10 protein-coding genes, 1 tRNA gene and 1 pseudogene are annotated in these 9,762 nt (G+C 67.4%); 6 read left to right on the plus strand and 6 right to left on the minus strand.

Translation table 11 applies throughout. From position 1 onward, the window contains the following. Positions 1 to 121: 121 nt before the first annotated feature. Both AC4JJG_RS04025 and AC4JJG_RS04030 read right to left on the minus strand, forming a co-directional pair. Positions 122 to 1,051 (minus strand): hypothetical protein, encoded by a 930-nt coding sequence (locus AC4JJG_RS04025; protein WP_495405741.1) that lies wholly within the window; start codon positions 1,049 to 1,051, stop codon positions 122 to 124. A gap of 284 nt (positions 1,052 to 1,335) precedes the next feature. Further along, positions 1,336 to 1,410: transfer RNA gene (locus AC4JJG_RS04030), tRNA-Thr, on the minus strand. A 4-nt stretch (positions 1,411 to 1,414) separates the two neighbouring features. On the opposite strand from AC4JJG_RS04030, the gene AC4JJG_RS04035 reads away from it, so the two are divergent. The 5 genes from AC4JJG_RS04035 to AC4JJG_RS04055 all read left to right on the plus strand — a co-directional run bounded on the left by AC4JJG_RS04035 (position 1,415) and on the right by AC4JJG_RS04055 (position 6,569). After that, the gene (locus tag AC4JJG_RS04035; RefSeq protein WP_495398817.1) at positions 1,415 to 3,067 is read left to right on the plus strand and encodes a threonine/serine exporter family protein; all 1,653 of its coding nucleotides are present in this window, start codon (positions 1,415 to 1,417) and stop codon (positions 3,065 to 3,067) included. A gap of 9 nt (positions 3,068 to 3,076) precedes the next feature. Next, the gene (locus AC4JJG_RS04040) at positions 3,077 to 3,301 is read left to right on the plus strand and encodes a hypothetical protein (RefSeq protein WP_495399657.1); all 225 of its coding nucleotides are present in this window, start codon (positions 3,077 to 3,079) and stop codon (positions 3,299 to 3,301) included. A 5-nt stretch (positions 3,302 to 3,306) separates the two neighbouring features. Continuing rightward, on the plus strand, positions 3,307 to 4,902 hold the full coding sequence (locus AC4JJG_RS04045; RefSeq protein WP_495398816.1) for an alpha,alpha-trehalose-phosphate synthase (UDP-forming): 1,596 nt from the start codon (positions 3,307 to 3,309) through the stop codon (positions 4,900 to 4,902). Then, positions 4,899 to 5,675 carry a trehalose-phosphatase gene (gene otsB, locus AC4JJG_RS04050; protein ID WP_495398815.1) on the plus strand — a complete coding sequence of 259 codons (777 nt, stop codon included), beginning with the start codon at positions 4,899 to 4,901 and terminating at the stop codon, positions 5,673 to 5,675. Before AC4JJG_RS04045 ends, otsB begins: the two co-directional genes overlap by 4 nt. Before the next feature lie 72 nt (positions 5,676 to 5,747). Further along, positions 5,748 to 6,569, plus strand: coding sequence for an SDR family NAD(P)-dependent oxidoreductase (locus AC4JJG_RS04055; protein WP_495398814.1), 822 nt, complete (start codon positions 5,748 to 5,750; stop codon positions 6,567 to 6,569). A gap of 24 nt (positions 6,570 to 6,593) precedes the next feature. On the opposite strand, the gene AC4JJG_RS04060 is transcribed toward AC4JJG_RS04055, so the two are convergent. The 4 genes from AC4JJG_RS04060 to AC4JJG_RS04075 form a co-directional block, all read right to left on the minus strand. Continuing rightward, positions 6,594 to 7,430, minus strand: a complete 837-nt coding sequence (locus tag AC4JJG_RS04060; RefSeq protein WP_495398813.1) for a transglutaminase-like domain-containing protein — start codon at positions 7,428 to 7,430, stop codon at positions 6,594 to 6,596. 109 nt (positions 7,431 to 7,539) lie between these two features. After that, a complete protein-coding gene (locus AC4JJG_RS04065) occupies positions 7,540 to 8,430 on the minus strand; it encodes an alpha/beta fold hydrolase (RefSeq protein ID WP_495398812.1) in 891 nt (296 codons plus the stop codon). Beyond that, positions 8,430 to 9,104 (minus strand): winged helix-turn-helix transcriptional regulator, encoded by a 675-nt coding sequence (locus AC4JJG_RS04070; RefSeq protein WP_495398811.1) that lies wholly within the window; start codon positions 9,102 to 9,104, stop codon positions 8,430 to 8,432. The genes AC4JJG_RS04065 and AC4JJG_RS04070 overlap by 1 nt, the downstream gene beginning before the upstream one ends. Beyond that, positions 9,022 to 9,324 carry a hypothetical protein gene (locus tag AC4JJG_RS04075; RefSeq protein WP_495398810.1) on the minus strand — a complete coding sequence of 101 codons (303 nt, stop codon included), beginning with the start codon at positions 9,322 to 9,324 and terminating at the stop codon, positions 9,022 to 9,024. The genes AC4JJG_RS04070 and AC4JJG_RS04075 overlap by 83 nt, the downstream gene beginning before the upstream one ends. Before the next feature lie 154 nt (positions 9,325 to 9,478). On the opposite strand from AC4JJG_RS04075, the pseudogene AC4JJG_RS04080 reads away from it, so the two are divergent. Then, a pseudogene (locus AC4JJG_RS04080) lies at positions 9,479 to 9,762 on the plus strand (HNH endonuclease); the annotation flags it as partial.

Here is a 9,762-nt window from a genome sequence, read left to right on the forward strand (position 1 = left end):
TAGGCGACCATCGGCCCTGGTGACAGCTTTCACACGTCCGGAATGCCCGAACCCGCCGGTGGGACCGGCGGGTTCGGGTTGTTCATGAGCCGGGCGGGCGCCCGGCCGGCTCACGCGATTGTCACCGCTGTGCGGGCAACAACGACTTCGCGAGGTCCGCGATGGGCGCGACCTGCGGGTTCGCGTCGATCGCCTTGTCGATGGCCACCGAGATGTTGTCCAGGGTGGGCGTTGCGGCGGTGACCGTCGGCTGCACGGCCTTCGCGACCGGCTCGGGCAGGGCGGCGGGCACCGTCTTGGCGATGTCGAAACGTGGCGCGGGGGTCACGGACGTCTTCTCCGCGGCCGGGACACGAGCGGGCGCGGACGCGTAGGTGGATCCCACCGCGGCACCGATCCCGGCACCGATGCCCGCACCGATCAGTCCGCCGACAATCGGGCTCGCCAGCGTCGCGACCGGCGCACCGATCGCCGTGACCAGCGGGACGAGCACCGTGCACACCGGAATGATGGCCGGCGCGGCCGGAAGGGCCGCGACGCTGCCCCCGGCGCACAGTGCCGCACCCAGGATCGGCGTTCCCACTGTCACGATGGCGCCGATCGCCGGTGCCGCCAGCGCTCCGGCGACGACACCTGCGACGGCACCGATCCCTGCACCGACCAGCGCCGAGGTTCCGATGGTCTGCGGCGACGCCACCTCGTGGCGAGCAACTCGACCGATGGTGTTCGCGATCGGAGCGACGGTCGCACCGGCGACCGGAGCCATGGCGGCCACCGGTGCTGCCGCGGCGGGCAGGATTACGCGCGCGGTGGACGGCGTGAGCGTCCGCTCGGCCTGGTGGGCGATGCCCACCGAGGCGGCTGCGACGGGCTGTACCGCCCCGACACCCGCGGAGGCCGACGGCGCGGCGAGTGCGAACGCGCCGACCGCGGCGGCGAGTGCGATGCCGACGCCGACCGAACGACGGCCGGTCCCGATTCGCGATATGTCAGATCGTGGTGCGGCGCATGGTGATTCCAACACGACCGCTGGTGCGATTCCCCGACTCATTGATTTCTGCCTTTCCCGCACCCTCCGGGCGCGAGGTCACATGTGGTGGAACTGGGCAGAGAAAATGTATGTCCGCACGGGCGGTGACGACGGGTCTGGCGCATCAGATCTCACCATGCCCGAAAAGTGTGCGCGCTCACATAGTCGACGGGTGCGACCACCGGCCGACAACGGATGACACAGCAGTAGACTGCCGATCTGGGATACGCGTCGACAGGCCGCTCAGGAGGCCCGCGGCGACGGCCCGGACTCCGGTGGATGCGCCGTCGTCGTTGGCGCGGGATTGGAGCCCCCTGTCAGGATTGAACTGACGACCGCTCGCTTACAAGGCGAGTGCTCTACCACTGAGCTAAGGAGGCGTGCGTGCGCGAGTATATCGGCCGCGCATTGGGGTGGTTGAACCCCGTCCGCCTGATCGGCGACAGTCACGCCACGATCGACACCATCGAACCCGGCAGCATCCGGGTCTCGCCGCGTCAGCCGATCGACCGTTTCGATGTCGAGGCGATCACCGAAGTCCTCGACCTGGCCACGAAAATCGGTGCGGTGCTGCTGGATTCGGGGACCGCCGCAATCGACACCCAGCGCCAGATCGAATTCGTCGCAGGCGTGTACGGCCTCGAAGAGGTCGACGTGGACGTCACCTACAACACCATCGTCGTGAGCGCCCGTCGCGGCCCGACCCTGCCCCCGATCACCACGATGGAGCAGGTCTACTACCGGTCGCTCGACTTCACCCGGCTGGCACAGATCGACCGTCTGGTGCGCCGCATCCGTGACCTGGCGATCTCCGCGGACACCGCACACCAGATGGTCGACGAGATCATCACCGCTCCACACCCGTACCGGCATCGCGTCGCGACCGGGGCGTGGGCCCTGATGGCCGCGGGCATCACCATGCTCATCGGCGGCGGCCTCATCGGCGCGGCGCTGGCCTTCGTGACCACTCTCGTCATCGTGGTCATGAATCGTCGGCTGAGCCGTATCGGCACCCCGGTGTTCTTCCAGCAACTCGCGGGCGGATTCGTCGCCGTCATCCCGGCCGCCGTCACCTACGGGATCCTCGAGAACGGTGCGGTCGAATTGGCACCGTCCCGGGTCATCGCGGCGGGCATCGTGGTGTTGCTGTCCGGGCTCGCCCTGGTCGGCTCCGTCCAGGACGCCATCACCGGCGCCCCCATCACCGGTGTGTCCCGGTTCTTCGAACTGATCCTGATGACCGGTGGCCTGATGGCCGGCGTCGGTATCGCGATCCGGTTGCTCGAACAGTTCGGCATCTACCTGCCGTCGATCACCACCGACACATCCTTCCCCGCTGTCGAACTGCCGCTGCGTGTGCTCGCCGGCGCGGTCGCGGCATTCGCGTTCGCCCTGGCCAGCTACGCGGAGCGACGAGCGCTGCCGGTCGCGTTCATCAGCGGCGCGATCGGCGCGGCCGTCGTCGGCGGCGCCAGCTTCCTGCCCATCGGCGAGGTCGCGGCCAACGGTGTCGCCGCCGCGATCGTCGGCCTCGCCGGTGGTCTGCTCGCTCGCCGCGCGCTGACACCTCCGCTGGTCGTCGCGGTCGCGGGCATCACCCCGCTGCTGCCGGGTCTCGCCGTGTACCGCGGCCTCTACGGTGTACTCAACGACCAGACGGTCGTCGGCATCACCTGGATGACCAGCGCCCTCGGCATCGGTTGCGCACTGGCCGCGGGCGTCACGCTCGGCGAGTTCATCGCCCGGTCCCTGCGCAGGCCCCAGTTGCCGGTCCGGCCCGCCTGGATGTCGATGGTGGGCCGGCAGCGCAACTACGAGCGCGGCGAGCGGCCGACCTCGTACCGTTCCATCCGCATCCGCCCACTGAAGAGCGGCGGTGTCCCCGGGCACCTCCGCCGTGTCCACGGCACCGCACCGACCTCCACGCCGCATCCCTCGGCCGCACCGCCACCGCCTGCCGCGAGTCCGCCACCCGCACCGCCCGGGCCGACCCCGCCCGCTCAGGTCCAGCCGGAGGACGACCAGCAGGCCAGGTAGAATCGGGACTTGCGTGCACCGCACCGCATCCCGCGCGATCCGCGGGAGCCCGACGCACTACCTGAGGACTCCATGCCTGCGAAGACCACCGACATCCCCGACGACGAGTTGGAGCCTGTCGCCGACGAGACCGCCAGCTCGGCGCGCCGCGTCGTCGCCGCCTATGCGACCGACGCCGACGAATGCCGGATGCTGCTGTCCATGCTCGGAATCGCGCCCGGCGAAACCGCCTGAGCGAGATGTCCGACTCCGGGCAGTCCAGCACCTCTGACACCACCGCCGTCGTCGAGCCACGCGCCGATGGCGCACAGTTCGTCGTCGTCGCCAACCGGCTCCCGGTCGACAAGGAGGTGCTGCCCGACGGCACCGTCCGCTGGAAGCGCAGCCCGGGCGGCCTCGTCACGGCCCTCGAACCGATCCTGCGCTCGCAGACGGGCGCGTGGGTCGGGTGGTCCGGTATCGCCGACTCCGACGACAACCCGGATATCCCGGGCGTCGACATCCACGCGGTCCCGCTGTCCAGCCAGGAGATCGCCGAGTACTACGAGGGCTTCTCCAATGCCACGCTGTGGCCGCTCTACCACGACGTCCTCGTCAAGCCCGAATATCACCGGGAATGGTGGAACACCTATGTCGAGGTGAATCGCCGCTTCGCGGAGGCCACCGCGAAGGCCGCGGGACCGGGCGCCATCGTCTGGGTGCAGGACTACCAGCTGCAACTGGTGCCGAAGATGCTCCGCATGCTGCGGCCAGATCTCCGGATCGGGTTCTTCCTGCACATCCCGTTCCCGCCGGTGGAACTGTTCATGCAGTTGCCGTGGCGCACCGAGATCGTCGAGGGACTGCTCGGCGCGGACCTCATCGGCTTCCATCTCGCCGGCGGGGCACAGAACTTCCTCATCCTGGCCCGCCGTCTCGCCGGTCAGGCCACCAGCAAGGGCACCGTCGGTGTGCGCCAGCGCTTCGGTGTGGTGCAGGTCGGCTTCCGCACCGTGCGTGTGGGTGCGTTCCCGATCTCCATCGACTCCGGTGAACTCGACGCGAAGGCCAAGTCGAAGGAGATCCGGCAACGCGCCGCCGAGATCCGCGAGGAACTCGGCAATCCGAAGACCATCATGCTGGGCGTCGACCGCCTCGATTACACGAAGGGCATCGACGTCCGGCTGAAGGCGCTCTCCGAATTGTTCGCCGAGAAGCGGCTCGATCCGTCGGAGACCGTCATGGTGCAATTGGCCACGCCGAGCCGGGAGCGCGTCGAATCGTATGTGCAGATGCGCGCGGACATCGAGCAATTGGTCGGCAACATCAACGGCAATTACGGCACGGTCGGACACCCCGTCGTCGAATACCTGCATCGGCCCATCCCGCGTGACGAACTGATTGCGTTCTTCGTGGCCGCCGACGTCATGCTGGTGACCCCACTCCGCGACGGCATGAACCTCGTCGCGAAGGAATACGTGGCCTGCCGCAGCGATCTGGGCGGAGCCCTGGTGCTCAGCGAATTCACCGGCGCCGCATCGGAATTGCGGACCGCGTACCAGGCGAATCCCTATGACCTCGACGGGGTGAAGGACGCCATCGACGCGGCCGTGCACCAGACCGACCACGAGGGTCGTCGACGGATGCGCGCGCTGCGGCGGCAGGTCCTCACCCATGACGTCGCGAAGTGGGCCGAGAGCTTCCTGTCCACGCTGGCCGCGACGGCCCCGACGGAGACGAACGGCAACCGGGGCATCCATCTGGTGCGCGACCATGCCCAGGAGAAGGACGCCGACGAGAACTCCGGGGAGAAGGACGCCGAACGGAACGGCTCGGACACGGACAGCGAGTCGTGACCGGGGCGACGCTGCCCGACGGACTGGTCGCCGCGCTGGACCGCCTGGTGGTCACCGATCGTCTGGTGGTCGCGTCCGACTACGACGGCGTCATCGCACCGTTGGTCTCCCGTCCCGAGGATGCGGTCCCCAACCCCGCGTCGATCCGTGCGCTGGAAGCGATCGGGGCTTTGCCCGATACGCTGGCCGCCGCGATCTCGGGCCGGGCGCGGGGCGTCCTGGCCGAACTCTCCGGGCTGTCGGCACCGATCCGTCTGGTCGGCAGCCACGGCAGTGAGTTCGACACCGGTTTCGCCACCCCCATCACCGATGACGCCCGGCTGCTCCTCAACCGGCTCATCGACGAACTGCGTTCCCTCGCAGCCGAATACCCCGGCGTCACGGTGGAGACCAAACCGGCGAGCACCGTGCTGCATGTCCGGAACGCCGAACCCGCGGACGCCGTGACGGCGCTGCAGCGGGTACGCGACGGCGCAGCCGGCTGGCCCGGCGTCCACGTCACCGAGGGCAAGGCCGTGATCGAACTGGCCGTGATCGAGACGTCGAAGGGCTACGCGCTCGATGTCCTGCGTGATCAGTTCGGTGCCACCGCCGTCGTCTACCTCGGCGACGACGTCACCGACGAGAAGGCCTTCGCCCACCTGCGCCCCGAGAACGGCGACATCGGTATCAAGGTCGGCGCGGGCGAGACCATCGCCGGCTTCCGTATCGCCGACACCGATGCCGTCGCGACCGTCCTCGAGCACATCGCGACGCGGCGCGGCGCCCACTGACCATCTCCCCGCCGTCCCGGTAATCGGGAGTATTTTCACCCGCTCGGAGCGGGTCTGTGATGTATTCGGCAGATGAGCGCAGCACAGGAGGGCACCGGCAGCCTTGCCGGACGGATTGCGGTGGTCACCGGCGGTGGTGACGGGATCGGAGCGGGCATCGTGCGCCGCTTCGCCGACGAAGGTGCACGGGTCGTGGTCGCCGAGGTGAACGCCGAAGCGGGACAGGCCATTGCCGACGAGGTCGGCGGGCTCTTCCTGCCTGTCGACGTGACCGTGCGCGATCAGGTCGAGGGCATGGTGGCCACCACCCTGGACACCTTCGGGTCGCTGGACATCCTGGTGAACAACGCCTGGGGTGGCACCGGCAACGTCGGGCGCGTCGAGTTCAAGGCCGACTGGATGATCGACCACGGTTTCCGGATGGGCTATTACGGACCGTTCTGGGCGATGCGCGCGGCCTACCCGCACATGAAGGCGAACGGCTGGGGCCGGGTGATCAACATGTGCAGCCTCAACGGGGTGAACGCCCACATGGGCACCCTGGAGTACAACTCGGCGAAGGAGGCACTGCGCGCGCTGACCCGCACCGCCGCCCGCGAGTGGGCGGGCACCGGTGTCGTCGCCAATGTGATCTGTCCGGGCGCCCGCAGCGCGGCGTTCACCCGGATGGCCGAGCAGCGTCCGGAGATAGCGGCCGCCGCCGACAGTGCGAATCCGATGGGCCGCATGGGCGATCCCTACGACGACATCGCACCGGTGGCGGTATTCCTCGCGAGTGAGGGCGCCCGCTACCTGACCGGCAACACCCTGTTCGTCGACGGCGGCGGGCACATCAACGGTGTGGCGTGGACGCCGGAACTCGCCGACGAACCGGCCGAGGATCCCTTCGCCTGACAGGCGCCCTCCGGTACGCCGCCGTCAGCTGATGCGGATACGTTCCGAGCCGTCGTCCACGGGCAAGGGGCCGTCGACGGTCGCGGTGACCTTCGCACGGTCCAGATAGATCGACCCGCCGTGGTTGTCGAGGAACGCCGTGTCGGCGGCGTCACGGCCGGTCGCGATGCGCACCAACGATTGTCGCGGTGCCAGACCGGTGGCGTCGATCACCACCCATTCGCCGTCGACGAGTGCCTCGGCGACCGCGTGGAAGTCCATCGGGCTGAGCCCGGGCGCGTACACGGCGACGAACCTCGCGGGAATGTTCAACGCACGCAACAGAACAACCACCAGGTGTGCGAAGTCGCGACACACACCACGGCTGGTGAGCAAGGTCTGCTCGGCACCGTCGGAGACACCGCTGGAACCCGGCGCGTAGTAGAGCCGATCGGCGACGAAATCACGCACGTCCTGCACCAGCTGCACCGGGGAGCGAGTGGTGTCGAACTGGCCCGCAGCGAATCCGAAGAAGTTGTCGGCGGCGGCATATCGGCTGGGACGCAAGAAGATCGGCCGGTCGAGCGGCTCGACGGCAGTAGGATCGGCCCGCCCCGTCACCGTCGCGCGGTAATCGATGCTGACCGCGCCCGGCTCCGACCGGAAGCGGTGGATACGACCGCCGTACGGCCCCACCAGTTCCTCGAGTTCGATCGGCTCGTCGTCACGGGTGACGACGAGTTCTTCGTCGACGGTCAGCCCGGGTGCCCGCACCACGGCGATCTGCATCTCCATCTCGGTTGCGGCCGTCACCCGCACATCCATCGCGGCGGACACCGTACGGACGTTGCCGTCCCCTGCTGTTTGTTCGTCGCTGGTCATGTACCCAGGCTAACGATTCGCTCCCGACCCGGCAGATCCCCCTCCGGGGTCACGGCGTTACGCATACCCTCGTAACGCCGTTTCCGTTGCGGTGCTTGCCATCCGACGGTCAGCCGGGGGCGGCTCCCACGGCCGTCCACCAGTCGACGATGCCCTCGGCCACGTCGTCGGGTGCGTCCGACTGCACGAAATGGCCGGCCCCGGGGATCATCGTGGTCGTCAGGTCCGGCAGACGGTCCGTCCATTGGGAGATCGTCTTGTCGCCGAGCGCCACGTCGCCGTCTCCCCACACGAGCAACGCCGGAACATCGGCCACGTCAGGCAACCTGTCCTCGACGTCGGCGAGGAACGCCCGGCTGCCGATGAGCGCGCCGGGAAGTGCGGCACAGGCATTGCGGCGGTCGCGGGTCGCCAGCGCCCACCGATACTGATTCATCTCATCGTCGGTCACCGACCGGCGGCGATGACCCGCGGGCATGAGGATGTTGACGAACAGATTGAAGCGCCGGATCAGTTCCCGGCCCACGATGCCCCCGACAGCACGAGCCGCCACCTCGGCCCGCAGGTCTCCGTTGAGGGGCCACGCCCAGGTGTTCATCAGCACCAGTCCCAGAAGGCGATCGGGTCGTCGCTGTGCGGCCGCCAGACCGATCGGGCCACCCCAGTCGTGGGCGACGAGCGTGATGTCGGTGAGATCCAATCGATCGATGAACGCGGCCACCGTCACGGCGTGGTCGTCGGGCTGAGAGCGGTAGCACCGGGATGCCGTCGACAACCCGAAGCCGGGATAGTCGAGTGCAATGCAGCGAAATCGGTCGCGGAGCAGTTCGATGACCTGGCGGTAGACGAACGACCACGTCGGATTACCGTGCAGCATCAGCAGAATCGGACCGGTCCCCTCATCGACATAATGCACCGTATTGCCGTCGATATCGATGAAATGGCTTGCGAACGGGAAGGATTCATCGTCCAACCAGTCGGGCCGTTCCCCACGATTCATCAATGATCTCCCCCGTCAGTTGCCGTCGGTACGGCGTGTGGACCGTTGAACCGCAAGCGCTGCAATAGTTCTCGATCACCGTCGACGTCCAGACCGAGTTCGGCGGCGGACTCCACATCCAATTGACCGGTGAGCACCCCCAGAACGAGCCGACCGTCCCCGGTCATGGTGAGCCCCGGCGCGGTGTCCGGTGGGACCATCGTGGTGCGAATCCCGTTGTCCGCCAATTCGATGAAGGCCGGCCGCTCGTCCGCGCGTACCTCGATCACCGCGGCCCCGGCGGACGGCTCCGCATCCTCGATGAGCTCGCTGATCGGATATGCCAGCCAGTGACCGCGAAACGCATCCTCCTCAACGAAGTCCGCCATATATCGCGCACCGAATCGCACCAGCGACCGGATCACCGGATCGAGTTCCCGACCGGTGTCGGTCAGCCGATACAGGGTGGTCGAGACGGGCGGTGGCGCGTCCTCGCGGTGGAGCAGGCTGGCATTCTCCAATGACCTGAGCCGGTCGACGAGAAGATTTGTCGAGATTCCCGGGAGATTTCGCAGCAGATCCGCATACCGCAGGCCGTCCTGCAGCAGGAGTTCACGGACGACGAGCAGCGTCCAGCGGTCGCCGACCACATCCAGAGCCTTGGCCGCCGAACAGTAGTGACCGTAGGAACGCATGCTCGGAGACTACCCCGGCTACTTGAATAAATGAAGTAGTTACTTGACTTTTACCACCTGCATGGTCGATCGCCCGGCAAGGGCGACCGGCGTCGAGCCGTGGGACCGACGTGATCGCCTGGATCTGTTCACGAAGGATGTCGCCGTGGCCTGAATGCCGGGCGAATTCCTGGACCATCATCCCGGTCGAGCGCGGCGTCCAGGAGGGATCGCTCGGCACCCTCAACGGTATTGCCGTTCATAGGTTTTCACTTCCTCGTGATCTCGCGGAGTATTCATGGCCCCGCGGCGGATGACGCATGCGCCGTTGACAATCGAATGTATGTTCGATATAGTTGCGTTATTCGCAGGTCATGGCATCGGGGGGGAACCATATGACCGCATCGGTCGAACCATCGTCATCGTTGACGGATTTGTACGCGCAGCTGGAACTGTTGCTTGATGAGATCGCTGTGGGGTCGTCGCAGTTGTGTTCGGAAGCTGAGCTGGTGGAGCTGGCCGAAACGCATGAACGGCTGTATCGGCGGATGGCGTTCGCGGGGCATCGGCGGGTGATGGATGTGGCCGATCGTGACGCCCACCGATCGGCGGGCTGTCGTTCGGTGCAGGACTTCATGGTTACGCGCCTACGCATCACTGATTTTCGCCGTCGTATGGA

This window comes from Gordonia sp. B8661-1 (assembly GCF_059427765.1).